Genomic DNA, 26,710 nt, shown 5'->3' on the forward strand with positions numbered 1-26,710 from the left:
GGCTTGCGGAGCTGCTACGGTCACTGCGATCGGACCATCTCACCATCCTGATCGTCGAGCATGACATGGAGTTCGTGATGTCGCTGGTCGACCGCATCGTGGTGCTCGATTTCGGCTCCAAGCTTTGCGAAGGCGCGCCCGCCGCGATCCGCAGCGACGCGCGGGTGCAAGAGGCCTATCTCGGAGGCGTCGCGTGAGCGAGATGTTTTCGATGCGCGATGTGACCGTCTGCTACGACAATGTCGAAGCGGTCCGCAACGTCACGCTGTCGGTCGAGGAAGGACAGATCGTCACCGTGATCGGCCCGAACGGCGCCGGCAAGACCACGCTGCTGATGGCTGCGATCGGCCTGCTCGCTTCGCGCGGCCGCCTCGTCTTTCAGGGCAACGACATCGGCAGGATGTCGGTTGAGGACCGCGTCGAGCGCCGGCTCTGCCTCGTCCCGGAAAAGCGCGAGCTGTTCTCCGACATGTCGGTCGCCGACAATCTCCTGCTCGGCTCCTACAGCCTGCGCGACCGCTCCGGCGTGCAGAAGACGCTGGACGAAGTCTACGACCGCTTCCCCCGCCTGAAGGAGCGGCAGCGCCAGGCCGCCGGCACCCTCTCCGGCGGCGAGCGCCAGATGCTGGCGCTCGGCCGCGCGCTGATGGCGAAGCCGAAATTGCTGATGCTCGATGAACCCAGCCTCGGCCTCGCACCGCTGATCGTGCGCGAAATCTTTCGCACCATCGCCTCGCTGCGCGAGCTCGGCGTCTCGATCCTGCTGGTCGAGCAGAACGCCCGCGCCGCGCTGGAGACCGCCGACTACGGCTATGTGCTCGAGACCGGCGAGATCGTGCAGTCCGGCCCCGCCAGGGATCTGATCCACGATAAGAGGCTGATCACGGCCTATCTCGGCGGGCATTGAAGCCGGTCCGACCAGACCAGTCGAAAACAACCCCATGCACAGTAGCCTGTGACAGCCATATCAATGGCTTAGTCACCAGCTTACGGATTTTACGAAATTGACTTGCTCCGCCGGGCAAAACAGTGGCATGATGTCATCATCGCCGCTCAGGCTTGTTCGCACGCAACAACGGCGGCTCGACACAGGGGCCATTGTGGCGAGGCTCACATGTTTAGCACATCCTCATCACGCGCTACCTCGACCTATTTTGAACGCCTGACGCGAGCCGGCCAACGGATCAAGGCGGCCGCAAGCTTGGTGGCGTTCGCGCTGGTCGCCGCGCTCGTGGCTGCAAGTTTGAATGCCACGTTTGGAGATACGCCGGCCGCACGAGGCCTTTCGCAACCGGGCCTTCAGCGCATCGGTGACTATCTACGACATGAGATCGCGATCAGTAAAATTCCCGGCGCGATCCTGTTGATCCAGCAGCACGGAAAGCCGGTCTACTACGAAAAATTCGGCCTGCGCGACGTCGCAACCAAGGTGCCGATGACGGATGACACCATCTTTCGGTACTATTCGATGTCGAAACCGATCACATCGGTTGCCGCGCTGATGCTGGTCGACGACGGCAAGCTGTCGTTGGATGACCCCCTCTCCAAGTACATTCCTGCCTTTGCCGATGTAAAGGTCGGCGTGGAAAAGCCCGACGCGACTGGAAAGCCGGTGTTTACGCTGGAACCGCTCAAGCGCCCGATCACCATACGCGATCTGATGCGACAGACTTCCGGTATCACTTACGGGTTTTACGGCGACGGCCCCGTGCAAAAACTCTATCGGCAGGCCGACCTTTACGGCGGCGATTTTGACAACGCCGAGTTCGCTGCGCGCCTGGCGAACCTGCCGCTCGCCGAGCAGCCGGGCACGAGGTGGACCTATAGCCATTCCGTCGATGTGCTCGGGAGGGTGATCGAGGTGGTTTCGGGGCAATCGCTGTTTCAGTTCGAGAAGGAGCGGCTGCTGGATCCCCTTGGCATGAGCCATACCGCGTTCTTTGTCGCGGACGAGGCGAAGCGCCCGCTGGTTGCCCAGTTCCTGCCGGATGACCTGATAGAACCGCCCATTGCCGGAATCAGGGACCCGATGGTGCATAGGCGCTGGGAATCCGGCGGAGCCGGAATGGTCGGGACGACCGGCGACTACGCGCGCTTTGTGCAGATGCTCTTGAATGGCGGCACGGTCGACGGACGACGCTATCTGAAGCCGGAGACGGTGGCCCTGATGACGTCGGACCAAATCGGTCCCGGGAGCGGAATCGCACCCGCCGATATCTATTTTCTGGCAGTCCACGCCGGATTCGGGTTGGGGGTTGCCGTGCTCACATCGCCGCAACCGAAGAGGCCGTGGCCGCCAGGCATCTATGGATGGGACGGCGTGGCCGGCACCTTCTTCTTTGTAGATCCGAACGACGATCTGTTCGCGCTGTGCATGATGCAGTCACCGTCGCAGCGCGGGCGGATCGAGACGGAGTTGGCGCCGCTGATTTTCGACGCGATGGTGAGGTAGGTTTGCCAAAGCTTGATCGACTTCAGGGACTGATTGCGATTGCCGTTAGCCGGCGATGCATCGGCCCTACCTCGGGTTGCCCGTCACTCCTTGGCCGCTCAGGCGAGACGATAGGCATAGGCTTCCCCTTGCATTGAATGAGCGGTATCGGCCATTTGCGAAGTTGCGCCTCGTCTGCCGGAGGTCCGCTAATTGCACCCGAGCGGACCAGATTTGCTCAACCTGAGTTCTTCCCATTTTGACCCCAAGCGGACATGGGAAGAGTCTGCACGGCTCTTCTACCAAGCGCTCGCATACCTAGTGGGCGGAGACGAAGCCCATTGACGCTCCCCTCGTACTCCCCATTAGGCAGACGCAGATCCAACTCAAGTCCGTTTTAAACCGCTCGGAAACCAAACGTTTCGGCCCGCTTGCGCAATACGACCACCGGGCCTGCAGTGAGATCGCCGCAACTTGGGTAGGTCATCGGGATCTACTCGACGCCGTGGCCAAATCGCGACAGGTCAGGTCCAAGCGACAGGCCGTCGGAACGGCCGCAAGAGTGCCTCTGCAATTGGCGCGGCCTGTGCTACAATCACCGGTGGCTACTGAGCAAAATGATCTCGCGATCCGAAAGAATGGGCAGCATGATCGCGCCGCGTAAACTTGTTGCAGTGCTGTCGGCAGACGTCGCCGGATATACCACGCTTATGGAGGCGGCTGAGGAAGACACTCATTCCCGGCTGATGCAGATTCTCTCGGAATTCGTTGAGCCAAAAATTGCCGATCATCGAGGTCGCATCGTTAAGAACACAGGAGATGGCTTTCTCGCGACATTCGATAGTGCAAAAGCAGCCGTGGACTGTGCTGTCGAAATCCAGAAATCAGTCGCTCGGACGTCTGCTACGGTCAGCTCACCACCGATCTTGTTCCGGATGGGCATCAATCTGACCGAAGTCATAGTCGAAGCTAACGATATTTTTGGCGACGGTGTGAATCTCGCTGCCCGGTTGCAGGCGAGTGCTGAACCGGGTGGGATCCTGCTGACTGCTGCCGTTGCCGAACACGTGCGCACCGAGAAGCAGCTAAGCTTGACCGATCTCGGCGAGCTCAAGCTCAAGAACATGAATCGACTGGTACGCGCATTCGGAATCGCTGCTGCCGGTCGCGTCCAGTCTCCTGTTGCGAAACTGACGGCGCTCCCCGATGATCGTCCGTCTCTGATTGTATTACCTTTTCAACTCGAACCCAACAGCGCCGAAGATGCCTGGTTTGCCGAGGGCATCATTGAAGGCATCATTCATATCCTGTCCGGCATCGAAAATCTGTTTGTGATCTCGCGCGGCACTAGCCTGGCGTATGCCGGAATGGCTGTCGATCCACGTGCAGTCGGACGACAGCTCGGCGTGCGCTATGCGCTGAGCGGAGTCGTGCAGCGCGCCAAGGGTCGGCTACGGGTCTTCACTGAGCTCTCTGACGCGTCAACCGGCAGGCTTGTGCGCTCGGATCGTAGGGACGGCATGCTGGGCGATATGTTCGAGATGCAGGATCGCATTGCGAGCGAGGTCGTCACTGCCATCGCACCGGCGGTGCGCGGACGCGAGCTCGCGCGCGCGATGCGCAAGCCTCCGGACAGCCTTACCGCTTATGACCTGCTGCTGCGAGCGCTTGACCTGCTATACCGACTGCAACCCGAAACCTTTGATCGCGCCCGTGGATTTTTGCAGCAGGCCATGGCGGACGATCCCGGCTATGGCCCCGCCTACTCCCATGCCGCCACATGGCACATGTTTCGAATAGGTCAGGGCTGGAGCACCAACAGCGCAGTCGATGCCGAAGAGGCACGCAGATGCGCAGCTGCCGCGCTCGAGCGCGACCCCAATGACCCCGTTGCGTTGGCAATCCACGGCCAGATGCTATCGTTCACCCAGCGCGATTACGCGACTGCACTGAATTTCCTCGACCGGGCAATCGCGGCCAGTCCGAGCTGTCACATGGCCTGGACACTTAGCAGCACGACCGCGGGCTGGATCGCCGATGGAAAACGAGCGGTGGAACACGCCACGCGGGCCATGCAACTGTCGCCGCTCGATCCGTTCGCGTTTTTTACCGAGCACATGCTGTCGCAAGGTCATTACATCAATGGCGACTACCAGCAGGCGATCGCGTGGGGACAGCGGGCAGTCGCCCACAACTCGATGCTCACTTCGAATCTGCGAACTCTCGCAGCCGCGCTAGTCGCGTACGGCGACCTCGATGCCGCGCGGGAGATTGCGCGCCGGATTCTCGCACTCGATCCGAATTTCAGCCTGATGACTTTCGCCGCACGCTCCCCGATGTCGGCGAAGGTTCTGGAGAGCCATGTACCGCGGCTGAGGGCGGCGGGCTTACCCGATTAGGAACGTCAACTCATTTTTCAACCGGAGAAAGGGCAGATCAGATGGCCGGAAATATGGGCGACATGGGCGATATGGGCGACATGGGCGACATGGGCGACACCGGCAATTCAGGTGGCAGCTCCGGCGGCGGCGTTGGTCGACTGCCAGACCGCATCGATCTACCGTTCGTCACTGAAAGAGCGAGCGAAGTATGGGCGTACGACTCGGGAGCGAAGAAATGGACGCAGACCGGAACTGACGTTTCATTGACGGATATCCGGGTCGACATCGCGCAATGGCTTGAAACTGATTGGGCTGCCAAGTGGAAGGCTTGGCTCATCCTCGCTGACTTTGCAAAGACCGGCTGGGCCACAACGATCGATCTCACGGGAGTGCTCTGGTTGCCAGCAAATCAGGCGAGAGAATTGCAGGACCTTATCAGAGCGGCCGAGGACGAACGCGCTGATGCACTGGGCGAAATCCTCGCACAGCACACCTCCTACGCCGATTTTATGGCATACTTCGTTCTGTTGCTGAAGATCACGCCCCGAACCCACCCGAAGACCTTCTTGCTAATGCACATCGCGGGCATAGTCGGCATTCTCGTCTCTATGTATTTCAAACAGAACCCTGGCGGCGGGAGGTATCCACGCGCCCGCCCCTCCCAAATCTGTCCGGCGCTGATGCCGCCGGTCGCCATTCCCGGCCATCCGTCGTTTCCAAGCGGCCACGCCACGCAATCGATGCTGATGGCGCTGTGTCTCAGCGAGGCGAGCAAGAACCGCAAGGATGCCGCAGGAAACAAAGGAGTCTGGGCGCCGCTGTTACAGGGATTGTCGCGCCGGATCGCGCGCAATCGCGAGATCGCGGGTCTGCACTTCGCAAGCGACTCGACTGCGGGATTCGAACTTGCCCGGCAAACCTTTGCCGCGCTCCTGGCCGTTCCATCGTTCAAAAAAGTGCTGGATGATGCCACCACCGATGAATGGAGTTAGGACGATGGCGGTGCAGCCTCCCAAGTTGGAAGTCAAGGAACCAGTAACTTTGCCGCATGCCGGGTTTGATCCGCTGACGGCCACGCCGGCCGAACTGGATTATTACTGGCTGCCGGCAAAGCCGGATCCCGTTACTCAGCCCGAACTCTACGAGCACTGGAGCGAAATGATGTCGCCGGCGCCTGCCTTCGTCGCGGCACAGTCGCAGCCGCCGCCGTTCCCATTCGCCACCTCAGTGCCCGAGCCACTGCACCACAATCGCCTCCGCAGCAGGTTGCAGAACAGCCGCAACTGGTCCGGCGCCTATCTCTCTTCAAATCATGCGAACCGCTTCACACGTGTAGTCGGGCGCTGGACCGTCCCGCAGATCAGACCTGGGGTGCGGGCCAAACAAGAGCCCGCCGGGCTCGCCTTCAAGTGTTCGATCTGGATCGGCCTCGACGGCAAAAAGCGCTGGACAGAGTCGATGCCTCAGGTCGGGTCGGGTCATAAGGTCCAAGATGGGGGAGTTGGCGAGAGCCACGAGCTATGGTGGCAGTGGTGGCATCGCGACTCGCCTGCCGTGAGTGACTATCTGCCTTGGACCATCAAGGGCGTCCCGATCAGCGCCGGGGATCTGATTCTCTGCAGCCTCAACGTTAGTTCGACGGATCCGAAGACTGTCAGGCTGCACGTCGTCAATCGCACCAGCGGGATATTCGCGACGGTGCAGCTCAAGCGGGAACCGGTACTAGGCTCGACGGCAGAATGGGTTGTCGAACGCCCCGGGGATTGGGCGACGCCGATTGGGATCAATAAAGACGGGCCGCTGTTCCCTTTGCCAAATTATGGCGAGGTGATCATCGACCGATGCGCAACTGAGCACGCCTTCCCGCCGGCGCAGCCGGCCTTTTTGCCGAGACTGATCCGCATGAAACAGAAATTTCAGCAGTTCAACCGCGTCGCCGTGATCTCAAATCCATCGGTCCGACGAGAACCGCCAGCGCGAATCCGAGTGAATTATCACGAACCGTAATTGTGAGGTAACCCTTGGTTGCGTACGATTGGCATCTCTCTTAATTGTTCGAGCGCTCCCAGGAACACGGCTACCGCATCGCACGAGCCAGCCGTCCAGCAGCGACCCCTGGGGGACAAAAACCTCGAGGTGGCGCTGTTGTGGGTTGCCGAAGAGATGGTTGTACGGCAGCGCCACAGATATTTCGTCTGCAACTCCCTGGAGTCCGGTTTTGGCCCCTTTCGGACGTGCCGTAACCAGTCAGTAGGGTCTGAAATGGGCGCCAAAGCCGACATCTGGCGATCGATCTGAAGTTTGCCGGACCGCAATTACGCCCCGTAATCCATCATCCCGCGCGTGGGTCACCCGTGGCGGGCAAGCTATCCGCGGACAAGCGTCACGCCCGTGACGAGACATAAAGCGCAAATTCGTCCGAGCATCGTGATTGGCTGTCGCGGCAAGCCGAAAAAGCCGAACTGGTCGAAGGCCAGCGAGCTCCGCAATTGGCCGCCGATGATGAGCGTTGCCCTGAGGTCACGCCAAGCCAAGTGTTGCGGCTAGTTACCCGCAGCTGCCACATCGTGGTAAGTTCGCAGGCGCCGATGCGGCATGCCAGCCCCTTGGAGCGCGCGATGCTTAGTACACGTTTCACCAGACTGGTGGGGTGCACGATCCCGATTCAGCTCGCCGGCATGGGATCGGTCGGCTCGCCTGAACTAGCCGCCGCCGTTTCCGAAGCCGGCGGTTTGGGAATGCTCGGAACCGCGCGTGGGGGCCTCAATCCAACGACGCTCGCCCCGCTTCTTCATCGCACGCAGGAACTGACCAGTCGCCCATTCGGCGTAAACTTCATTATCCGGCCGGGCGGCGCCCCTTCGCAATCCCGCGCGCGCGAGTGCGTCGAGCAAGCTGCCAAGATCAGCCGGGTTGTCGAGTTCTTCTACAGCGATCCGGACGCGGAGTTCGTCCAGATCGTCCATGACCATGGCGCGCTGGCATCGTGGCAAGTCGGGTCGGCCGACGAAGCCCGGAAGGCTGCAGCTGTCGGTTGCGATATGATCGTTGCGCAAGGGGTTGAGGCGGGCGGTCATGTTCGCGGCACGGTGGGGCTCGTGCATCTGTTGTGCGAGGTGCTTGACGCCGTGACCGAGATTCCCGTTCTCGCTGCCGGCGGCATCGGCACCGGCCGCGCCATGGCCGCTGCGCTCGCCGCCGGCGCGGCCGGCGTGCGTGTGGGAACACGCTTTGTCGCTGCCACAGAGGCCGATGTCCATCCCATCTACGTGGACGCACTTATCGCCGCGAGAGCCGAGGACAGCATCTATACGCGCACCTTCCACGTTGGATGGCCGGATGCTCCGCATCGCGTGTTGCGCTCCGCCATTGAAGCAGCTGAAGCGCTACAAGGCGACAGCACTGGAATCGTGACTAACATCGACGGTTCGCCCCGTGCCGTTCCACGCTTTGCCGCAACCGTGGCGGACAGAACCGCAACAGGGCATGTCGGTGCGATGGCCCTCTACGCCGGCCAGTCGGTCGGCGCTGTGAAGCGCATTATGCCGGCACGAGAAATCGTTCGCGAGCTGGCCGAGGAGGCAGGGGAATTTCTGCGCCGTCCCGTTGAACTTCACGGTGCTGAAACAAGCGGTCACTGACCTTTCCCGGCAATCGGACACTTCCGTCTCCGGCGCAGGCGGACGGCCGATCAGCTCGCTCCGGGCCCGGACACCACACCTGGGACAGGGAAGGTGCGGCACATCTCGACGCACTCTGACCTGAGGCGCGCGAGGACCGCATCGTCGCCGTTGGCCCGCAGCGCAGCCGCAATGAACTCGCCGATGCGACGCATTTCGGTCTCTCCCATGCCGCGCGTGGTCGCCGCCGGTGTCCCGAGGCGAACTCCACTCGGCCTGAGCGGCGGGCGCGGATCGTCTGGAATAACCTGCTTGTTCGTGGTGATGGCTATGGCGTCGAGCACCTCCTCGGCGGCTCGCCCGTCGAGTCCGACGGACGCTGCCGTATCGACGACCATCATGTGATTGTCGGTCCCGTCCGTCACCAGCTTCATGCCGCGCTCCATCAGTGTGTCGGCGAGAACCTTCGCGTTGCGCAAGACCTGCCGCGCGTAACCCTGGAAATCCGGGGTCGCCGCCCTTTTGAGCGTCACGGCAATCCCGGCCACGACATTCATGTGAGGTCCGCCCTGGAGACCTGGAAAGACGGACGCATCGATCCGCCCCGCAATTTCCCTCCGGCACAGGACGATCCCGCCTCGGGGGCCGCGCAGCGTCTTGTGCGATGTCGTTGTCATGACGTCGAAGCCGGCATCAAGCGGATTGCGCATGACATCAGCGGCAACCAATCCGCCATAATGGCTGACGTCAGCCATCGTGAGCGCGCCAACTTCGTCGGCAACGCTTTTGAAAGCGACATAGTCGAGGTCGCGCGGATAGGAGCTGTAGCCGCACAACACCATCTTCGGACGCGCTTCACGCGCAATTGCGCGCAATTCGTCGAAATCGATCGCGCCTGATGATGGGGTCGTCTTGTAGCGCATGAAGTTGAACAAACGCCCCATGTGGGACACCGGCGCGCCGTGGGTGAGATGACCGCCATGGGAAAGGTCCATGGCGAGAATGGTGTCGCCGGGGTTCAACAGGCCGAGATAGACGGCCTGATTCATCGGTGATCCCGAAAGCGGCTGAACGTTGGCGTGCTCGGCGCGAAACAGCGAGCAGGCCCGCTGCCGTGCGAGGTTCTCGATTTCGTCCGTATAGTGCTGGCCGCCGTAATATCTGCGTCCAGGATATCCCTCGGAATATTTGTTGGTGAAGACCGATCCGAGCAGTTCGAGCACCTCCGGATAGGTGTAATTCTCCGACGGAATCAGTTCGATGCCGTCCTGTTGACGGCGCTCCTCCCCCGCGAGGGCGGCGGCGATCTCAGAATCGTTGATCGACAGTTCGTTGCGAAATGAAGGCATGCTCGGGCTCCTCAACACGCTGTTGTTCCAGCAGATGGGTTGCCCAGGCGATCGGCGTCGGAACCATTCGCGCTTCACCGTGGTCGTTTCCACGTTAGCTCGCCAGTCGCGCGAACGGACGAATGAGCACGGGGCTCTTCGCAAAGGAAAGTTAGCCGACCTGCGAGCCGTCTGCAACTGCCAGCTCGTGCGGCCGCGGCTCACCCGTGGCGGACAAGCTATCCGCGTACGAGCGTCACGCCGGTGATGAGACACACAACGCCGATCCCTCGCAGAACCGTGATGGGCTGTCGCGGCAAGCCGAAGAAGCCGACCTGGTCGAAGGCCAGTGAGCTCAGCAATTGGCCGACGATGATGAGCGTTGCCACTGACGTGACGCCAAGCCGGGGCACCATGGCGATGCTGGTGGCAATGAACATCGCACCGAAGATGCCGCCCGTCCACGCCCTCCTAACTCGTAGAGGGACTACATCGCGGGAGAGCAGCCCGGCGGAGAAGGAACAAAGCCCAGGCGATCTCATTGGAAATCTACGGCTGAGCAGGATAGCCCCAAAAGCTGGATAAGAAACTATTCCTGGAGGAGCGTCCTCACGACGAAGGGAGCAACCAATGGATCACGAGCGAAAATCATCGGAAGCCGGAAAGCGGGCCGCTGAGGGCTTGCGCGAGGCAGCTGCCAAGGACGAAGCGAAACGCGAGAGCAAGACGGGGCAGGATCTCGCCAAGGGCGCTGATCGCTTCGAAGAACGCTCAAGAAGCTCCGACGGACGAAGCGCAGAAGACAAACAAAAAGGGTAGATGCCAGCGGCGGCCAGACCGCGACCCGTTTCTTTGGATCGTGGGGACTTTGACGCAGTTGTCGTCCCGAGGACGACGGGACGAGCATGGACCAGAAGATGCACAAACCAAGCGCGCGCTCGCAGCAATCGGCTCCGGGATTTGTCAGGGTACGCGGGGCGCGCGAGCACAATCTGAAGAATCTGGACGTCGACATTCCCCGGGACGCGCTGGTCGTGTTCACCGGCGTATCCGGCTCCGGAAAATCGTCTCTGGCATTCGGGACGCTGTATGCCGAGGCGCAACGGCGCTACCTGGAATCCGTGTCGCCCTACGCCCGTCGCTTGTTCCACCAGATGGCTGTGCCTGAGGTGGACGAGGTCGAAGGGCTGCCTCCGGCGGTGGCGCTGCAGCAGCAGCGGGGATCGTCGACCACGAGATCGAGCGTCGGCAGCGTCACGACGCTGTCGAACCTTTTGCGCATGCTCTATTCGCGCGCCGGCGACTATCCGAAGTCGCAACCTATGCTTTATGCCGAGTCGTTCTCGCCCAATTCAGCGGAAGGAGCCTGCCCGAAGTGCCATGGCCTCGGGCGCGTCTACGACGTGACCGAACGCTCGATGGTGCCCGACGATACCCTCACCATTCGCCAGCGCGCCGTCGCGGCGTGGCCGACCGCATGGCACGGCCAGAACCTGCGCGATATCCTGACGACGCTTGGCTACGACGTGGACAGGCCGTGGCGCGAGCTTCCGAAAAAGGACCGTGACTGGATTCTGTTCACGGACGAGCAACCCACGGTGCCGGTTTACGCCGGTTACGACGCCAAGGAGGTTCGGAGAGCGCTCCGGCGCAAGGAGGAGCCGAGCTATCAAGGCACTTTCACCGGCGCCCGTCGCTACGTCATGGAGACATTCGCCAATACGACCAGCGCGATGATGAAGAAGCGCGTGTCGCAATTCATGTTGAGCGCTGAATGCCCGCTTTGCCACGGCAAGCGTCTCAAGGCCGAGGCGCTCTCGGTCAAGTTTGCCGGAATGGATATTGCCGAGATGGCTCGCCTTCCGTTGAAGCAATTGGCGGTGCTGATGCGGCCATATTGCGACGGAAGCGCTGGCCGGCGGGACGACCACCCGGAGAAGGCGATCGTCGTGCAGCGGATTGCGCAGGATCTGAGCGCACGACTTGGCGTGCTGCTCGACCTCGGTCTCGGTTACCTGACCCTCGAGCGCAGTACGCCGACCTTGTCACCGGGCGAACTCCAGCGTCTGCGTCTGGCGACGCAGGTCCGCTCAAACCTGTTTGGGGTGGTCTATGTGCTCGATGAACCGTCCGCCGGGCTGCATCCCTCCGATACGGAAGCGCTGCTCCGGGCGCTCGACAAGTTGAAAGTGGGCGGAAACTCGCTCTTTGTGGTCGAGCATGAGCTGGACGTGGTGCGACACGCCGACTGGATCGTTGACGTTGGGCCCGACGCCGGTCGGCACGGCGGCCATATCCTTTACAGCGGCCCAATCGACGGATTGAAATCCGTCGAGACATCGTACACCGCAAGATACCTGTTTGGCCGAGTCCCACCACCACGGCAAAATCATCGCAATTCGCAGGGCTGGCTCAAGCTGAGCGGTGTCGAGCGCAACAATCTCAGGGGGATCGATGTCGCCTTTCCGCTGGGTGTGCTGACATCAGTCACTGGCGTATCCGGGTCTGGCAAGTCCAGCCTTGTCAGCCAGTTCCTCGTGGAGGCGCTGAGCAGCCACTTCGGGCAGTCCCACGCACCTGACGATGTCGGCGAAGACATCCTTCAGCGCGCGCCTGATGTCGCTTCCGGCGGCAAAATCACCGAAGGGCTTGATCGGTTGAAACGGTTGGTCGTGGTGGACCAGAAGCCGATCGGAAGGACTCCCCGGTCCAATCTGGCGACCTACACCGGACTTTTCGACGAGGTGCGAAAGCTGTTCGCGCAGACGAAAGATGCGCGACGGCATCGCTTCGACGCCGGCCGATTCTCTTTCAACCTTCCGAAAGGGCGTTGTCCGAACTGCCAGGGAGAAGGATTTGTCTGCGTCGAGCTATTGTTCCTGCCCAGCGTCTACGCACCATGTCCGGAGTGCCAGGGCTCGCGGTATAATCCGGATACGCTGAAGATCAAGCTCAAGGGCAAGTCGATCGCGGACGTTCTGGCAATGACCGTCGATGAGGCCCATGCGTTCTTCGTGGGCGACGTCCACATTGCGAGGTCGCTCGATGTGATCCGGCAAGTCGGGCTAGATTATATCCGTCTGGGCCAGCCGGCCACGGAGCTGTCCGGCGGAGAGGCACAACGGGTCAAGCTCGCCACTGAGCTCCAGCGCACCCAGCGAACGGGAAGCATCTATGTCCTGGACGAGCCGACCACCGGCCTGCATCCCTCGGATGTCGAGAAGCTGATTGTTCAGCTGAACGGACTGGTCGACGCCGGCAGCACCGTCATCGTCGTGGAGCACGACATGAGCGTCGTGGCTGCAAGTGATTGGGTGATCGACATCGGGCCAGGCGCCGGGGATGAGGGAGGACAGGTCGTCGCAGCCGGGCAGCCGCTGCAGATCGCGCAGCACCAAGCGAGCCGCACCGCGCCCTATCTGGCGCGAGCGCTGAAAGAATATCGGCTGCGATCACGAGGAGCAGCAGGAGCGACGGTCTCGCCACAATAGCTGACGAGCGCACTCCACGCGCGATCACCAAGAGGGACGGTCTCGACTGGCTCCGGTTGCGGTCCCGGCCCTTCTCGGAAGGTTCATGAGGCCTCACGGCTCACCCCGTGATCAACGGAGCCCGATGCAGCCAGTCATCGCTGTGCACTTGATCCAGCACGAATGTGGCGACGTCCTGTCGCGAGATGCTGCCGCCGTGGAAGCCGGAGAGATCCGTCAGGGCCCGCACCGCGCCGCCGCGGGGCTTGTCGTTCAGGATCGTCGGACGAACGAGGACCCAGTCGAGCCCGCTGTCCCTCACGATGGCCTCCTGCCTGTCCTTGTCGGCATACACCTTCTTCAGTAGCAGCGGGAAGATCACGCGATCGAACAGGAAGCCGCCATGCCCGCGGCTGTCGCCGGCGCCGATCCCCGTGATCGCAACCAGGCGAGCGACGTGCTCGGCCTTCATCGCCTGGACGAGCGCGCGCGTCGCGCTCGAGAGCATCGTCACGTCGCGGAAGGGGCTCGCCGGCGTTCCGAGCGCGCTGACGACGGCGTCCTGTCCCCTCAGGGCTTCGCGAAGCACCTTCGCCTCGCGCACGTCGCCGACGACGAGCCTGACGCCGTTCAGATCGCCGGCCTTCTGCGGTGACCGCACCAGCGCGGTGACCTGATGGCCGCGCGCCAGCGCCTGCGTGACGATCTGGCGTCCGGTGCCGCCGGTTGCGCCAAGAACCAGTATCTTCGTCGGTGACGTGTTCGCGTTGTTGTCGGTGTGGGTCGTCATTGTTGCCTCCAAATGCGGACTGATCGGGATCAAGATTGTTCGACGCGAAGGTGAATTGGTCAGAGCGTGCCGTCGGCGAGCAGCTCGCGGGTGCGCTTGAGCGTCGACAGCAGCGCGGCCCTGTAGCCTCTGTCGCTGTCGAACTGCGCCTGCTCGGCCTGCTCCTCGGGGCCATCAGGCTGCTTTCCGCGCAGGCCGAGATAGCAGTAGAATCTCAGCAGCAGCTCGCCGGCATCGTTCTCGACGATCTCGTTGATGATGGCGCCTTCACGCGGGCCGGTGGCCTGGAAGAACGTGACCTTGCTCTGCGGCTCGAGCGCGATGATCTCGCGCAGATCCGCGCCGGCGATGGTGGCTTCGCGCACGAAGTGCGTCGCGCTCTCCGCGACGACGTCGCAGCGCGTGCAGAGGCCGGGCGGCAGAAACAGGCGGGCGTCGCGCGCCTTGAGCTCCAGCCCTTTCCAGACCTGCTCGCGGCTCAGCCGGGTTTCGCCCTCGGGGTTCACGGCGACGGTGGCGGTCGAATAGATCATGACGATGGTCCTTGTTGCCGTGGTTGGCGTTCGGCGGCGACAGCTGCGCCGGCCGGGTTGGTGACCACGAAACTAGTGATCCAAAAGAATAGCGATAGCCGTTTATTTTGGACGCATCGTCTCACAGGTGGAACGGTCAGATTTCCAGGAGCAGCCGCGACACGGCGTTGCGCGCACGGCGCGTTTCAAGCGCGGCAGTTCGAAGAGAGAGTGCTCGGAAGCTGATCGGCGGCGCTCGGCTCGGAGGAGGTCGAGCCACGCGGCTGTCGCAGCCGGAATTTGACCTGGGTCAACGCCGAGAGCCGCCGATCGGCACATCATTCTCGCGTGGCCGCCGCATGCGATTGCTTGCGGTCGGCAAAGCTCAGTCTGCGATCTCACGGAGGAAACAAAGAGTTCCTCGAATTACTGGATCCAGGCAACGATGCGCTGATCCTCGCGCGCTCCGAGCTGGCCGAGATAGCCGACTTCAAGACCAAACGACAGGAGAACTCCTCATGAACAAGATGCTGGTTGCAGTTTTCGAAACCGAGGCTTCGGCATTCGAGGGCTTGAGCGCCCTGCGGGAGCTTCATCAGGAGGGCGACATCACTCTTTATGCCTCGGCGGTGATCGTCAAGGACAAGGCGGGCAAGAACGAGGTCAAGCGGGCGGCTGACCAGGGTCCGGTGGGCACGGCTGTCGGCCTGGTCACCGGGAGTCTCATCGGGCTTCTCGCCGGCCCCGCCGGACTGCTCGTCGGCGCCTCGCTGGGTGGCCTCGGCGGCCTGGCTTTTGATCTCGACAGCAGCGGCATCAGCGCGGCGTTTCTCGATGAAGTCTCGAAAGAGCTTTCGCCCGGAAAGGCGGCCGTGCTGGCCGACGTCGGGGAAACCTGGATGACGCCCGTGGATACGCGTCTGCACAAGCTTGGCGCGACCGTCTTCCGCCGCCTGCGCTCCGAGGTCATCGAGGATCAACTCATGCGCGAGAGCGCTGCGTTCCAGGCGGAACTGAAGGCATTGCAGGACGATCTCAAGCATACAGCCGCCGAAAACCGCGCGGCGATCCAAAAGGACATGGAGCAGGTCAAACTGCAGATCAACACAGTGCAAGAGCAGGCGAAGAAGCGACTTGATCAGGCTCGGGCCGAGACGGATGCGAGAATTCAGTCGCTGACGGAGCAGGCAAAGCAGGCCAGCGATCGCGCCAAGCGTCGCATCGACAAGCGCATCGCCGAGGTCAAGGCCGATTTCGACGTCCGCGCCAAGAAGCTCAACCAGGCGTGGACGTTGACCAGAGAGGCGCTGGCGGCCTAGGCGTGGGCTCCTCAGCTTGAAGGGCGCTCGGGTCAGACCGGGCGCCCGCAATCCCCTGAGCACCGCCAGGCTCGTCATGGTCCCGCCATGGCGAGGCGGAACTTCGTGCGCCTCTCGGCCGTCTGCCGAATCGCAGCAGTCTCGTTTCGCGATCGAGCACGTGCTAACCAGCACGCCCCGTCTTGCAAACGTGGACAGACGGCTCGCTCAAGGACACGCCATGAAAGCACCCGCAAATCTCGCCGAGAAGCTCGCAACCTTCACTGACCGGTTCTCCCCGCGCACGGTCGCGACCTATAACGACAATGACATCATGGTGGCCAAGCTCGAGGGGCCATTTCATTGGCACAAGCACGAGGATACGGACGACTTTTTTCTCGTGCTCTCAGGGACGCTGGATATCGAGCTGCGGGATCGCACCGTCACGCTCAACCCCGGCGAGGTTTTCGTCGTCCCCAAGGGCGTTGAGCACCGGCCCGTGGCGCGCGGCGAAGTGCACATCCTCCTGATCGAGCCGACGGGGACACCGAATTCCGGCGACAAGGCCACCGCGGCGCCTCGCATCCTGGTCTGATCAAGCCGCGCTCGCGATCAGAGCAATCGCCGCCGCGATCATCAGCGCGGCGGTGAGGCCATGGACGCCCAACGCCCTCGCCGCCGAGCCCCTCGCGGCGAAAATGAGCGACATGTCGCCGACAGGAATGATCGCTTCGATCAGAAGGACCAAACCGACCATTCGCGGGCCGCCCCACGCCATCAAGGCGAGCACGACCAGTCCCGAAACGACATCACGCACGCCCTTGAGACGAAGCCACCAGGCGACGTTCGGCCCTTGCTCGGGGAGCGGCAGGCCGAAACTCTGCGTCGCTCGCTGCGGATTGGCCAGATACATCAACCCGATGGCGATGATCCCGAGGGCTGCCAGCAACGCCACAGCGATTGAAAACCAGTACATCGACGCCTCCTTCTTTCATCGCAAGATAATCTAGCATTGTTAGTTTATCAAGTAACGCTATAATTCGGCGTCATCACGGTTTGGAGATCAGGGTCTTGGGTGTCGCCGAGAGGAAAACCAGAGAGCGGGCCGATCGGGAGCATCGCATCACCGCGGCTGCGCGGCTGATCGCCGAACGCGAGGGATGGAGTGCCGTCACGATCCGCCGTCTCGCCGACGAGATCGAATACAGCCAGCCGGTGGTCTATTCTCACTTCGAGAACAGGGACGCGATCGTGACCGCTGTCGCGCTCGAAGGGTTTGGCGAACTCGCCAAAGCGCTTCGGAAAGCCGCGCAGCGGTCGAGCGATCGTGCAAAAGCAATTGAGAATGTCGCAATCGCGTATCTCGCCTTTGCGCGCCAGCATCCCGCGCTCTACGAGGCGATGTTCACCCTGCCGACCATCCTCCGCTTCGCGGATGCCGACACCAGGCCGGAGTTGAAGGACGGTTTTGCGGCGCTGGCATCCGTCGTGGCGCCATCGAGGAGCGACGTCGAGGTCGCGACCGAGACGTTCTGGGCCGCTCTCCATGGGCTGGCCGAGCTCGAGCGGTCCGGCCGGATCAGAAAGAGTGCACGTGACCAGCGGATAGCGCTGGTCGTCCGCGGACTTCTTGATTCCTGAGCAAGGCAAACGAACCCGCGCAGCCAGGCGCAAGCGGCGGCGCGTAAATTAGTGATCCGGAATCTGGCCAAATACCTTTATCTTTTGGCAGACCGTCTCATGGGTGGACCTATGGATTTGCTTGCGCTTGCCGATTTCAACCTCGTTGCGCGACATGGAGGCTTCGGGAAAGCCGCCCGGGCCTCGGGACGGCCGAAGGCGACACTCTCTCGCCGGGTCTCCGAGTTGGAGAGCAGCCTTGACCTGCGCCTGTTCGAGCGCGGAGCGCGCACGGTGAAGCTCACCCAGGAAGGACGAGCGCTTCACGAGCGTACGGCGGCACTCCTCACCGATCTCGAACAGACGGCGGCGGCAATCGCCTCGGGCGGCGACAAGCCGCGCGGCCGGCTGCGGGTGAGCGCGCCTCTCTTGTTTTCGCAGACCGCGATGGGAAAGCTGGCGGCCGGTTTCGCGCTGAAATATCCTGATGTCCGGCTCGAGATCACGACGGAGGACCGCTCCGTCGACATGGTCGAGGAAGGCTATGATCTCGTGATCAGGGTCAATCCGGATCCGGATGAAACGCTGGTCGGGCGAATCCTGATGCGCGACCACCTGGTGGTGGTGGCGAGCCCCAAGCTGAAGCGCCCGAAGGCCGATCGCGCCGTTCCCACCGTGGTCCGTGGCGCAGGCGATCTGAACCCCGCCTGGGATGTGACTGCCCGAGGCCGGAAAGTTCGGATCACGACCGATCCGGTGCTTCGTCTGTCGTCGCTCATCATGGTGCGCGACGCTGCGCGCGCTGGCGTGGGCGCCGCGCGCCTTCCCGTGTCGCTGGTCAGTCGCGACCTTGGCGCCGGCAAGCTGGTCCATTGGGGCGATGTCGAGGGGCCGCCGATCGCGCTCTGGGCGCTCTATCCGTCGCGCCGATTGCTGAGCGCCCGGGTATCGGCCTTTCTGGATTTCCTCAAGGGCGGCTTCCCCTCGGGCACGCCCGAGGAGCTCGCCGCCTTCATCGATTAGGCGACCGGCCTGTCTTTGCGCACCACCCGCGTCAGCATCGGAAAATGCTTGTTGCCGCCCGCGAACGGCGGAAACTGCACGAAGTCCGCGCGCATGTGCTTGATCACGTCGGAGGCGAGTGCGTGCGCGAGGGCCGCCGGGCTGTCGAACACCAGCTTGTTGCGCTGCATGTGGTCGATGCGCTGCGACGGCAGGCGGTCGACCCAGTCGATGCGGGTGTAGATCTCGATCTGGCGGACATCAGGAAAGGTCCGCATGATCGGGGGGTGGTGCTCGAGATAATGCAGGTTCCAGGCGTTCATGTCCGCGGCCGGGCCGGGATAGTGCACGAGGTAGCTGCACGGCGTTGTCGTGTCCGGCGGATGCTCGGCGACGTCGACGGGAAACGCACGTGTCAGCATCACCTGGTGCGTGACATCGAGGCCAGTGAGGCCGGAGTGTCCGGCGCCTGTCGCGACGCTGGCCAGGATGCCGTCACGGCCCATCGCCGCCTCGCAGGCAAACAGGTCGGGAAAGCGCAGCTGAAGCGCAAACACGGGGCCTGAGCCGTCGGCCTTGTAGGGATGATCGACCGACTGTTCGAGCGGCGTGAACAGCATGGCCTCGGTCATCTCAGGGATCGATTTGACCAACTCCGCTACGGCGTCAACTTCGCGGGGATGAACGCGCCGTTCGCCCGTGGCATCCGAGAAGGTGATGAACAGCGAGATCATGCCGATGTTGCCTCGGCGCCCTCGCCCGCACTCACATGCGACACGAGCGCAGCTCTGATGTCATCGGGCCAAGGGATCGCATGATGGTCGACCAGGGAGGTCGCGGCAAGGATCTGCCGGGCGCGCCAGCGCGGGCCGTTCGCGCCCGATATGACGTGCTCCAGATGGAGCGACGATCCACCGACCTTGATGATGCGCAGGTTGAACGTCAGGAGATCGCCGAACATCGACGGCCGGGAGAAGTCGCAGGCGAGGTGCACCGTGGGCGTTCCGATCTTCCTGACCGTGATCAGCTCCGGCCATGGAAAACCGATTCTTGCCCAGAAATCCTCGACGACGCCGTTGAGCATGTTCAGGTAGGACGGGAAGTACGCGATCCCAGAGGGATCGCAGTCTCCGAACCTGAGCTCGCGCTCGAACGCAAAATTCGTCATCAGATCGCGACAACGGGATGCCTGAGGACACCGACGCCGTCGACCCCGGCCTCGACCACGTCGCCCGGCCACAGCCATTCCTGCGGGGTCATGCCGGCGCCGACGCCTTCCGGCGTCCCTGTTGCGATGATGTCGCCCGGCTCGAGCGTCATGCCCGACGAGATGTCCGAGATCAGCACCGGAATGTCGAAGATCATGTATTTGGTGTTGGAGTCCTGCTTCATCACGCCGTTCTTGGTCAGCCACAACCTGAGATCATGCGGATCGGCAATCTCGTCCGCGGTGACGATGCAGGGGCCGAACGGCGCATAGGTGTCCATGCCCTTGGAGAAGATCCACTGTCCGGCGCGGCGGTTATCGCGCGCGGAAATGTCGATCATCACGGAATAGCCGAACACGTGATCCATCGCCTTGTCGGTGGAGATGCGCGTTGCGGTCTTGCCGATGATGACGGCGAGCTCGACCTCCCAGTCGAGCTGCTGCGTCATCCTGGCATTATGCTGGATCGCACCGCCCGGACCGATCACAGAGGTCGGCGGCTTGGAGAAGACGACCGGCTGTTTCGGCAGGTCTTTGTCGGTGTCGAGTCTCTCTGCGGATTCGGCGACATGGGCCCGGTAGTTCAGCCCGATGCCAAAAATATTTTTCCGTGGGCGCGGGATCGGCGCCAGCAGCTTGACGTCCTCGACTGCAACCGCCGAGCCGGCCGGGAAGCGGCCATTGGCCACCTCCAGTGCATCCCGGAGCGCCGGCAGCAGCGTCACGCTGTTGTCGATGAACGCCAGCATATCGCTCGGCCACGTCACGCCGCCGGACGCACCGAGTTGCTCGACATCGACGACCAATCCGTTGACCAGCGCGCCGAGGCGCGCACCGCTGGAGCCCAAAGTGTAGGTGACGAGGCGCATGAAGGATTCGATCCGGCTGTTGTGGTTGAATTCTGCAAGGAGGTGTCAGGCCGCGACCGATTGGTAACCGCCATTGTCGCCATAGGCTTCTTCCCGGTAGAGCCCGAGGCCTTCGATCACGGGCAGATCGTTGAAGCAGAACAGGCAGGCATCCTCGCTCGCGGAGCCATTGCCGTGCTCGTGCCAGGCCCAGGAGGGAACGCAGAAGATGTCGCGCTCCTCCCATTCGAGCCGCTTGCCGCCGATGATGGAATAGCCGCGCCCCTTGGCGACCTGGTAGAGGAAGCTGCCGGTGTGCCGGTGCGACTTGGTTTTTTCGCCGGGCCGCAGCAGTTGCATGCTGGCTCCGATGGTCTGCATCACATGGCCGCCGGTGATCGGGTTGACGTAGTTCATGAGAGTGCCGTCGAAGGGCGAGCCGTCGGTCGCGGCGGCATATTTCTGCAAGGACTCGTAGGTCGGCTCCCACTCATATTTGAACATGGGCGAATAGCCCTTCGACCATGTCGAGCCGGCCGGGCGCAGGCCCGGATTGCCCCAGGTCTTGGTCATGTCGTCGACGGGATAGCCTGACGGCTCCTGCTGGATCTTGGGATGCACGACGAAGAAATTGGCTTCCAGCGCATTGACGAGCGGAATGTCGAGGCCGTCCTGCCAGATGCAGACCGAGCCGCCCGCTTCGACGCCATGCTCGTGCCAGGTGCCGTTCGGCGTCAGCACGAAATCCCGCGCGCCCAGCGTCATCTTGTGACCGTCGACGATGGTATAGGCACCCGCGCCTTCCATGATGAAGCGCAGCGCCGAGGCGGAATGGGCATGAGCGGTGGCGACCTCGCCGGGATGCATCACCTGCAATCCCGAATAGAGCCAGCCGACCGCAGCCGACACGTCGCGCCTTCCGGGATTGTTCAGGTAGATCACCCTCCGCCCGGCCTTCTCCGGCGAGACCAGTTCGACCGAGCGCAGCACGTGCTCGCGCAGATCCTTGTAGCGCCACAGCACCGGGACCGAGGCCGATTGCGGCGCCCACGGCTCGATCTTGTTGGCGACCGTCCACAGCGCGCCGGCTTCATACTTTTCGAGGTCCTTGTAATAGGCCTTCAGCTCGGGCGTATCCTCGACATTGGCCCGGCCGACCACGTTCTCGCGCATGCTGTCCTCCAAGTCCTATTCCGATCGCAGTGGGATCGGCACGAAACCCTGCGCCGCGGCGTCGCCCTCGCCGTCTGCGAGGCCCAGCGGCGCCAAAGGACGACGATTGACCCGCAGATCGAATACATCGAACCGGTTGTAGTGGCCGACGATGTCGTGCATCTGCTTCGGCTGGATGCAGCGATCGAGGTCGATGTCGGCGTAGACGATGCCCTCGTCGTCGATCAGCGGCGTGCCGACCACGCGGCCGTCAGGGCCGATGATGCCGGAGAATGCGCTGGACTTCCGCTGCAAACGCGCGCGCGCGTCGGGAACGACTGATACCATCGCGGCGATGATCTCCTCCGACACGGTCGAGCAGGAGACGATGGTAAAGATCTTGCCTTCGAAGGAATGAGCGATGGCGCGCAGCTTGATCGCCTCCGCCATGTCGTAGTCAGGCGGTGCGACCGGAAGCGAGATGTAGCTGGCGACGTGCACGAGCTCACCCTGGCCGAGCAGCGCAAAACGCGCGAGCGTGTTGGTGTTCTCGCCGCAGGCAAGGCCGCCGAGACGCCCGATCTCGGTATCATAGACGCGCAGGCTCGAGCCGTCACCGCCGGTCCAGGTCAGCTTCTCTGCCCAGGTCGGCACCAGCTTGCGATGCTTGCCAAGCAACGCGCCATCGGGCCCGATGAACACCAGAGTGTTATAGATCGCGCCGAGCGAGACCGGGCTGCGCTCGTTGACGCCGAGGACAACGTAGCAGCCGGTGTCGCGCGCGGCCTTCCGGACGATGTCGACCTCGGGCCCCGGCACCAGCACCGAGGCCTTGGCGAGCTTCTCGAACCACGCGCTGCCGGTGACGGGATCGGTGATCCAGTTCCAATAGGGATAGCCGGGCACAAACACTTCGGGGAACGCGACCAGCCTGGCGCCGTTGGCCGCCGCCTCACGCACCAGTGAGGCTGCCTTGTCGACGGTGGCGCTGGCATTGAGATAGACTGGTGAAGCCTGCACGGCGGCAGCTTTAAAGCGCGGCAGCTTCAGCATCGGCCCACCCCTGTCGCTGGCTCATGACCGCCTTGCCGGAAGAGCAGATACGCAGGCGTGGTCGCATGGCGCGCGTTGACTTACTTCACATGTAAACGTATGCTATCGCATATTTCTGGAGGGTGCAATGGCTGAACGTTCCTTTGCTCGCGAAGTCGAGGATCTCCGGCTCGGCGATGGCGACACCTTTCGCGGCGAAGGCATCCTCGCCATCACCAAGGCGCTGCTGCAATCGGGCGTCGCCTATGTCGGCGGCTACCAGGGCTCGCCGATCTCGCATCTGATGGACGTGCTCGCCGACGCCAAGGACGTGCTCGACGATCTCGGCGTGGTGTTCCAGAGTTCCGCCAATGAAGCCGCCGCCGCGGCGATGCTGTCCGCTTCGGTGATGTATCCGCTGCGCGGCGCGGTGGCGTGGAAATCCACCGTCGGCACCAACGTCGCCTCGGACGCGCTCGCCAATCTCGCCTCGGGCGGCGTCACCGGCGGCACCATGATCATCGTCGGCGAGGACTATGGCGAGGGCTCCTCCATCATGCAGGAGCGCACGCACGCGTTTGCGATGAAGTCGCAGATGTGGCTGCTCGATCCCCGCCCCGACCACGAATGCATCGTCAACCTGATCGAGAAGGGCTTTGAGCTCTCGGAGTTCTCGAACACGCCCGTGATGCTGGAGGTGCGCGTCCGCGCCTGTCACATGCACGGCAGCTTCGCCTGCAAGGACAATGTCCGGCCGGCGCATACCATCAAGGACGCGCTCAACAATCCCAAGCGCGACGTCAATCGTATCGTGCTGCCGCCGGCGGCCTATGAGCACGAGCAGGAGAAGATCAAGACGCGGATGCCCGCGGCGATCGGCTTCATCAGGGACAACAAGCTCAATGAATGGATGGGGCCGACGCAGGGCAAGGTCGGCATCATCATGCAGGGCGGCATGTACAACAATGTCATCCGCGCGCTGCAATATCTCGGCCTGTCGGACGCCTACGGCAATACGCAGGTGCCGCTCTACGTCATGAACGTCACCTACCCCGTGATCGACACGGAGGTCGCGGAATTCTGCACCGGCAAGGATGCGGTGCTGGTCGTCGAAGAGGGCCAGCCGGAATATCTGGAGCAGGCCATCAACACCGTGCTGCGGCGCAGGGACATCCAGGCGCGCGTCCATGGCAAGGACGTGCTGCCGATGGGCGGCGATTACACGGCGCAGGTGCTGCTCGGCGGCGTCAGGGAGTTCCTCGACAAGACCGAGCCGCGGCTGCTCGGCAACCGGCCGCCGGCGCCGGATGCCGCGCCCGTGCTCAGTCACCCCGCGGTCGAAAAGCTCAAGCAGGTGGTGCCGGCGCGCCCGCCCGGGCTCTGCACCGGCTGCCCGGAGCGGCCGATCTTCGCCGCGATGAAGCTGGTCGAGGAAGAGCTCGGCCAGCATCACGTCTCCGCCGATATCGGCTGCCATCTGTTCTCGATCCTGCCGCCGTTCAACATCGGCGCGACCACCATGGGCTTCGGCCTCGGCCCGGCCTCGACCTCGGCCTTCAACGTCAAGGCCGACAAGCGCTCGATCGCCGTGATGGGCGACGGCGGCTTCTGGCACAACGGGCTGACCAGCGGCATCGGCAATGCCGTGTTCAACAAGCATGAGGGCGTCTTCGTCATCGTCGACAACTACTACACCTCGGCGACCGGCGGTCAGGACATCCTGTCCTCGCGCGCGGTCAACAAGCGGCGCAAGACCAACAATTCGATCGTGCAGGCGGTGAAGGGCATCGGCGGCCAATGGGTGCGCCAGCTCGATCGCACCTATGATGTCGGCAAGATGCGCGACACGCTGAAGGAGGCGCTGACCACCAAGGAGGAAGGTCCCAAGGTCATCGTCGCCTCCTCCGAATGCATGCTGAACAAGCAGCGCCGCGTCAAGCCGCAGATCAGCAAGGCGATCAAGGACGGCGTGCGCATCGTCAAGGAGCGCTTCGGCGTCGACGAGGACGTCTGCACCGGCGACCATGCCTGCATCCGGCTCTCCGGCTGCCCGTCGCTGTCGGTGAAGCAGCTCGACGATCCCTTGCGCGATGATCCGGTCGCTGCGATCGACAATTCCTGCGTCGGCTGCGGCAATTGCGGCGAGGTCTCCGAGGCCGCCGTGCTCTGCCCGTCGTTCTATCGCGCCGATGTGATTCACAATCCGACCGGCTGGGACAAGTTCAAGTCGAAGGTCGCGATGAGCGTGATCAGCTGGCTGCAGCGACGGCGTAACCGCCGGCGGCCGGCGCTCGAGGCACTGGCATGAGGGACGAGACGGTCCGGCTGGCCCTGCCCGCTTCAGGCGAAGCGACCGAGCGGCCGATCTCGATCGCCATCGTCGCGATGGGCGGCCAGGGCGGCGGCGTGCTGACCGACTGGATCGTGCAGCTTGCCGAGAACCATGGCTGGGTCGCGCAATCGACCTCGGTGCCCGGCGTCGCCCAGCGCACCGGCGCCACGATCTACTATATCGAGGCGATGCCGCCGCTCGATGGCCGCAAGCCGATCCTGTCGCTGATGCCGACCCCCGGCGATGTCGACGTGGTGATGGCGGCGGAGTTCATGGAGGCGGGCCGGTCGATCCTGCGCGGCCTGGTGACGCCTGACCGTACCACGCTGATCGCGTCCAACCACCGCTCGTTCGCGGTCGGCGAGAAGATCGCGCCGGGCAACGGCATCGCCGACAGCGGCGCCGTCACCGGCGCCATCGGGATTGCGGCGAAGACCGAGATCATCTTCGACCTCAATGCGCTGGCGATCACCCATGGCAGCGTCATCTCGGCGGCGATGTTCGGCGCGCTCGCCGCGGCCGATGTGCTGCCGTTCAGCCGCGACAGCTATCTCGACGTGATCCGCGCCGGCGGCAAGGGCGCCAGGGCCAGCGTCGAGACCTTCGAGGCCGCCTTCGAGCGCGTCAAGACCGGCCCGGCCGAGCTAGCAGCACCGGCGCAAGCCAAGCCGGCCAATAAGACGACCTCCTCCGCAATATCCGATCCGCAACTCGGCGCGCTCATTGCGAGATTGAACCAGGAACTGCCAGAGCCTGCGCTTCCCATGGCACGCGCGGGATTGCGGAAGGTCGTCGACTTCCAGGACGTCGCCTATGGCGCCGAATATCTCGACATCCTCAAGGAGCTGCACGCGGCCGACCGCAACGCCGGCGGCGGCGCGCACGCCTATGCCTTCACGGAGACCGCGGCAAAGTATCTCGCCAACGCGATGGGCTATGACGACGTGATCCGCGTCGCAGACCTCAAGACCCGCGCCGGCCGCCGCGCGCGCATCGAGAGCGAGCTCGAGATGACGGACGGACAGGTGCTCCACACCACCGAGTTCATGCATCCCCGCATGGAGGAAGTGATGGGCATGCTGCCTGCCGGCTTTGGCCGCTGGCTCGGCACGCGGCCGCGCCTCGTCGGCTGGCTCGATCGCCGCGTCAACAAAGGGCGGCGGGTGCGGACCTATTCGTTGCCCTGGTTCCTGGTGCTCTATGTCGTCGGCGGCATGCGCGGCCTGCGCCGCCGCTCGCTGCGTCACGTCATCGAGACGGCGCACCGGGATGCATGGCTGAAGGCTGCGCGAGAGGCGGTCGGCAGCAACTACCAGCTCGGCGTCGAGATCCTGCAATGCCGCCGCTTGGTCAAAGGCTATTCAGATACCCATAGCCGGGGCCTGTCGAAGTTCGACAAGACGCTGGCTGCGATCAAGCTGATCGAGCGCCGCGAGGATGCGGCCGACTGGGCCCGCCGCCTGCGCGAGGCCGCGCTGAAGGACAGCGCCGGCACGGCGCTCGACGGCGTGATCCAGACCATCAAGACCTTTGCATGATTCAAACCGCGCAGGATGCAGGATTGGATTGCCGTTCGCCCGCGGGGACGTCAGGATCAGGCGGCTTGACTACGATTCTCAAGTCGTTCATCGGAGCGACAAACCAGCGATAATCCCCTTAAGCTCGACGAGACATTCTGTCCTCGATG

26 protein-coding genes and 1 riboswitch are annotated in these 26,710 nt (G+C 63.1%); of the genes, 15 read left to right on the forward strand and 11 right to left on the reverse strand.

Annotated elements, in window-relative coordinates:
* From AOQ71_RS49365 to AOQ71_RS39260, 6 genes are all read left to right on the forward strand, one after another.
* Positions 1–197, forward strand: a 197-nt coding sequence (locus tag AOQ71_RS49365; RefSeq protein WP_488226158.1) for an ABC transporter ATP-binding protein C-terminal domain-containing protein, incomplete at its 5' end; no start/stop codon positions are given.
* Entirely contained in the window at positions 194–907 is a 714-nt protein-coding gene (locus tag AOQ71_RS39240; RefSeq protein WP_057758671.1) for an ABC transporter ATP-binding protein, read from the forward strand. The genes AOQ71_RS49365 and AOQ71_RS39240, both read left to right, overlap by 4 nt.
* 207 nt (positions 908–1,114) lie before the next feature.
* Positions 1,115–2,452, forward strand: coding sequence for a serine hydrolase domain-containing protein (locus AOQ71_RS39245; RefSeq protein WP_083514806.1), 1,338 nt, complete (start codon positions 1,115–1,117; stop codon positions 2,450–2,452).
* A gap of 617 nt (positions 2,453–3,069) precedes the next feature.
* Positions 3,070–4,830: an adenylate/guanylate cyclase domain-containing protein gene (locus AOQ71_RS39250; protein WP_162268462.1), complete on the forward strand. Its 1,761-nt coding sequence runs from the start codon at positions 3,070–3,072 to the stop codon at positions 4,828–4,830.
* Positions 4,831–4,871: 41 nt separating this feature from the next.
* The gene (locus tag AOQ71_RS39255) at positions 4,872–5,804 is read left to right on the forward strand and encodes a phosphatase PAP2 family protein (protein WP_057758675.1); all 933 of its coding nucleotides are present in this window, start codon (positions 4,872–4,874) and stop codon (positions 5,802–5,804) included.
* Between the two features lie 4 nt (positions 5,805–5,808).
* Positions 5,809–6,819, forward strand: coding sequence for a G1 family glutamic endopeptidase (locus AOQ71_RS39260; protein ID WP_057758677.1), 1,011 nt, complete (start codon positions 5,809–5,811; stop codon positions 6,817–6,819).
* 359 nt (positions 6,820–7,178) lie between these two features.
* On the opposite strand, the gene AOQ71_RS50505 is transcribed toward AOQ71_RS39260, so the two are convergent.
* Entirely contained in the window at positions 7,179–7,346 is a 168-nt protein-coding gene (locus AOQ71_RS50505; protein WP_083514808.1) for a DMT family transporter, read from the reverse strand.
* A gap of 84 nt (positions 7,347–7,430) precedes the next feature.
* Here AOQ71_RS50505 and AOQ71_RS39265 point away from each other — a divergent pair, with 84 nt between their 5' ends.
* The gene (locus tag AOQ71_RS39265) at positions 7,431–8,453 is read left to right on the forward strand and encodes an NAD(P)H-dependent flavin oxidoreductase (protein ID WP_063958356.1); all 1,023 of its coding nucleotides are present in this window, start codon (positions 7,431–7,433) and stop codon (positions 8,451–8,453) included.
* Positions 8,454–8,503: 50 nt separating this feature from the next.
* On the opposite strand, the gene AOQ71_RS39270 is transcribed toward AOQ71_RS39265, so the two are convergent.
* Both AOQ71_RS39270 and AOQ71_RS39275 read right to left on the reverse strand, forming a co-directional pair.
* Complete coding sequence (locus AOQ71_RS39270) at positions 8,504–9,781, reverse strand: serine hydroxymethyltransferase (protein ID WP_057758681.1); 1,278 nt, start codon at positions 9,779–9,781, stop codon at positions 8,504–8,506.
* A gap of 34 nt (positions 9,782–9,815) precedes the next feature.
* Positions 9,816–9,901: riboswitch (ZMP/ZTP riboswitch) on the reverse strand.
* Between the two features lie 98 nt (positions 9,902–9,999).
* Positions 10,000–10,302 (reverse strand): DMT family transporter, encoded by a 303-nt coding sequence (locus AOQ71_RS39275; RefSeq protein WP_083514811.1) that lies wholly within the window; start codon positions 10,300–10,302, stop codon positions 10,000–10,002.
* A gap of 88 nt (positions 10,303–10,390) precedes the next feature.
* Here AOQ71_RS39275 and AOQ71_RS49370 point away from each other — a divergent pair, with 88 nt between their 5' ends.
* Positions 10,391–10,579, forward strand: coding sequence for a hypothetical protein (locus tag AOQ71_RS49370; protein WP_057758684.1), 189 nt, complete (start codon positions 10,391–10,393; stop codon positions 10,577–10,579).
* Positions 10,580–10,677: 98 nt separating this feature from the next.
* Positions 10,678–13,251, forward strand: coding sequence for an excinuclease ABC subunit UvrA (locus tag AOQ71_RS39285; protein WP_083514841.1), 2,574 nt, complete (start codon positions 10,678–10,680; stop codon positions 13,249–13,251).
* Positions 13,252–13,351: 100 nt separating this feature from the next.
* Here the strand turns inward: AOQ71_RS39285 and AOQ71_RS39290 are convergent, their stop codons facing one another.
* Both AOQ71_RS39290 and AOQ71_RS39295 read right to left on the reverse strand, forming a co-directional pair.
* Positions 13,352–14,020: an NAD(P)-dependent oxidoreductase gene (locus AOQ71_RS39290; protein WP_057758688.1), complete on the reverse strand. Its 669-nt coding sequence runs from the start codon at positions 14,018–14,020 to the stop codon at positions 13,352–13,354.
* A gap of 59 nt (positions 14,021–14,079) precedes the next feature.
* The gene (locus AOQ71_RS39295; protein ID WP_057758690.1) at positions 14,080–14,553 is read right to left on the reverse strand and encodes an AtaL-like protein; all 474 of its coding nucleotides are present in this window, start codon (positions 14,551–14,553) and stop codon (positions 14,080–14,082) included.
* Positions 14,554–15,050: 497 nt separating this feature from the next.
* Here AOQ71_RS39295 and AOQ71_RS39300 point away from each other — a divergent pair, with 497 nt between their 5' ends.
* On the forward strand, positions 15,051–15,851 hold the full coding sequence (locus tag AOQ71_RS39300; RefSeq protein WP_057758692.1) for a DUF1269 domain-containing protein: 801 nt from the start codon (positions 15,051–15,053) through the stop codon (positions 15,849–15,851).
* 220 nt (positions 15,852–16,071) lie between these two features.
* Positions 16,072–16,425 carry a cupin domain-containing protein gene (locus AOQ71_RS39305; RefSeq protein WP_036024830.1) on the forward strand — a complete coding sequence of 118 codons (354 nt, stop codon included), beginning with the start codon at positions 16,072–16,074 and terminating at the stop codon, positions 16,423–16,425.
* On the opposite strand, the gene AOQ71_RS39310 is transcribed toward AOQ71_RS39305, so the two are convergent.
* Positions 16,426–16,806, reverse strand: coding sequence for a DUF4267 domain-containing protein (locus AOQ71_RS39310; protein ID WP_057758693.1), 381 nt, complete (start codon positions 16,804–16,806; stop codon positions 16,426–16,428). It lies immediately after the preceding gene.
* A gap of 95 nt (positions 16,807–16,901) precedes the next feature.
* Here AOQ71_RS39310 and AOQ71_RS39315 point away from each other — a divergent pair, with 95 nt between their 5' ends.
* Positions 16,902–17,471 carry a TetR/AcrR family transcriptional regulator gene (locus AOQ71_RS39315; RefSeq protein ID WP_057759101.1) on the forward strand — a complete coding sequence of 190 codons (570 nt, stop codon included), beginning with the start codon at positions 16,902–16,904 and terminating at the stop codon, positions 17,469–17,471.
* A gap of 111 nt (positions 17,472–17,582) precedes the next feature.
* The gene (locus AOQ71_RS39320) at positions 17,583–18,473 is read left to right on the forward strand and encodes a LysR family transcriptional regulator (RefSeq protein ID WP_057758695.1); all 891 of its coding nucleotides are present in this window, start codon (positions 17,583–17,585) and stop codon (positions 18,471–18,473) included.
* On the opposite strand, the gene AOQ71_RS39325 is transcribed toward AOQ71_RS39320, so the two are convergent.
* The 5 genes from AOQ71_RS39325 to AOQ71_RS39345 are packed head-to-tail and all read right to left on the reverse strand — an operon-like array spanning position 18,470 to position 22,712.
* Positions 18,470–19,186 carry a hypothetical protein gene (locus AOQ71_RS39325; RefSeq protein WP_057758697.1) on the reverse strand — a complete coding sequence of 239 codons (717 nt, stop codon included), beginning with the start codon at positions 19,184–19,186 and terminating at the stop codon, positions 18,470–18,472. The two genes, AOQ71_RS39320 and AOQ71_RS39325, sit on opposite strands and share 4 nt — an antisense overlap.
* On the reverse strand, positions 19,183–19,620 hold the full coding sequence (locus AOQ71_RS39330) for an acyl-CoA thioesterase (RefSeq protein ID WP_057758699.1): 438 nt from the start codon (positions 19,618–19,620) through the stop codon (positions 19,183–19,185). The genes AOQ71_RS39325 and AOQ71_RS39330 overlap by 4 nt, the downstream gene beginning before the upstream one ends.
* Positions 19,620–20,528 (reverse strand): fumarylacetoacetate hydrolase family protein, encoded by a 909-nt coding sequence (locus tag AOQ71_RS39335; RefSeq protein WP_057758701.1) that lies wholly within the window; start codon positions 20,526–20,528, stop codon positions 19,620–19,622. Before AOQ71_RS39335 ends, AOQ71_RS39330 begins: the two co-directional genes overlap by 1 nt.
* Positions 20,529–20,573: 45 nt before the next feature.
* Complete coding sequence (locus AOQ71_RS39340; protein WP_057758703.1) at positions 20,574–21,680, reverse strand: cupin domain-containing protein; 1,107 nt, start codon at positions 21,678–21,680, stop codon at positions 20,574–20,576.
* A 15-nt stretch (positions 21,681–21,695) separates the two neighbouring features.
* Positions 21,696–22,712, reverse strand: a complete 1,017-nt coding sequence (locus AOQ71_RS39345) for a carbon-nitrogen hydrolase family protein (RefSeq protein WP_057758705.1) — start codon at positions 22,710–22,712, stop codon at positions 21,696–21,698.
* Between the two features lie 127 nt (positions 22,713–22,839).
* Between AOQ71_RS39345 and AOQ71_RS39350 the strand changes: the two genes are divergently transcribed.
* Positions 22,840–24,999, forward strand: a complete 2,160-nt coding sequence (locus tag AOQ71_RS39350; protein ID WP_057758707.1) for a thiamine pyrophosphate-dependent enzyme — start codon at positions 22,840–22,842, stop codon at positions 24,997–24,999.
* Positions 24,996–26,561: an indolepyruvate oxidoreductase subunit beta family protein gene (locus AOQ71_RS39355; protein WP_057758709.1), complete on the forward strand. Its 1,566-nt coding sequence runs from the start codon at positions 24,996–24,998 to the stop codon at positions 26,559–26,561. Before AOQ71_RS39350 ends, AOQ71_RS39355 begins: the two co-directional genes overlap by 4 nt.
* The last annotated feature ends 149 nt before the right edge of the window (positions 26,562–26,710 follow it).

This window comes from Bradyrhizobium manausense, assembly GCF_001440035.1.
Classification (GTDB): Bacteria; Pseudomonadota; Alphaproteobacteria; order Rhizobiales; family Xanthobacteraceae; genus Bradyrhizobium; species Bradyrhizobium manausense.